Annotated in this window: 1 protein-coding gene and 1 pseudogene; both read right to left on the bottom strand. The window is 63.6% G+C overall.

Annotated features, from left to right (window positions below):
- Positions 1 to 300, bottom strand: a pseudogene (locus O0882_RS29045) (hypothetical protein); the annotation flags it as partial.
- A gap of 6 nt (positions 301 to 306) precedes the next feature.
- Positions 307 to 1050 (bottom strand): putative porin (locus O0882_RS29040; RefSeq protein ID WP_289953458.1); only part of this gene is annotated, 744 nt, incomplete at its 5' end.

Raw genomic sequence — 1050 nt, 5'->3', positions numbered from 1 at the left:
TTCCCGCTGCGCGCGCTCTTGCGCCAGCTGCGACTGGCTGCGGGCCAGCTCCTTTTTCAAGCCATCGCTGGCGGGCGCAGCGGCAGCAACGGGCGCGGCCTTGGCGGCAGACCCGCCCTTGGCTTTGAGCACGTCCAGCTCGCCACGCGTCTGCTGCAATTGCGCCGTGACATTGCGCAACTCGGCCCGCAAACGCTCTTCCATGCTTTGCCCCTTCTGTCCCTGCGCCTGGGCCGTGCTGGCGGCCAGCAAGCTCAGTAACAGCAAAGGCAGGCGCATTTTGTTGGATATCACCATCATGGCTCCTTAAAAACGCGCGTTCAGTTCGAGCTGCAGGGTGTCGATCGACAGCGCCGAACCGAACACTTCGCGGCTCGACGTCCAGCGGCCGTTCAACCAGGTATTCTTGTCGAGCGCATACGCGCCGCCCAGGTAATAGCCGCGCGCATTCGTGCCGCCCAGGTGGAAAGTGGAATCGTTGTAGGCGTCAGGCAAGGCATCCGGTTCGATGCGCTTGTAGCCAAGCAACACGTTCCAGTCGCCGCGCGCCGCCGGGCTGGCCTTGCCCAGGGTCGCCTGCAGCATGTAGGCATTGCCGCCGCTCCTGAAATCGGCTTGCGAGACGCCGCCCGTGCCGCCGAAGTTGTTCATGATACCGCCCTTGGCGCGCGCCCACATGGCACTCTTGTCGTAGGCCATGTTGCGCACATAATCGCCTTCGATGCGCAAGTCCTTGCCGCCGGCCACCTTGCTATCCCAGCGCGCATTGATATTGGCCAGGCGGAACTTCGACGCCAGGCCGACGAATTGCGGCTGCGGCGTATTCGCCGGATCGAGCGGGTTCAAGGCGATATTGCGCAGCAGCATCAAGCTATTGCCCTTTTGCATGCTCGATGGACGCGACCAGTCCGTGCTGCAGCCATCGGCGCCCGCGTACAGCGCACACGGCTGCGAATATTCGCCGCTGATGTTGCGGAAGTTGTAGTAGGCCAGGGCGCCGCGCAACTGGTGGTCGCCATTGATCTTCCACGAGGCGCCCACTTGCGCGCC

The sequence above is a fragment of the Janthinobacterium sp. SUN073 genome, assembly GCF_030397665.1.
Taxonomy (GTDB): domain Bacteria; phylum Pseudomonadota; class Gammaproteobacteria; order Burkholderiales; family Burkholderiaceae_D; genus Janthinobacterium.
Note: the sequence above shows the minus strand (reverse complement) of the source record. Positions and strands in the feature narration are given on the sequence as shown.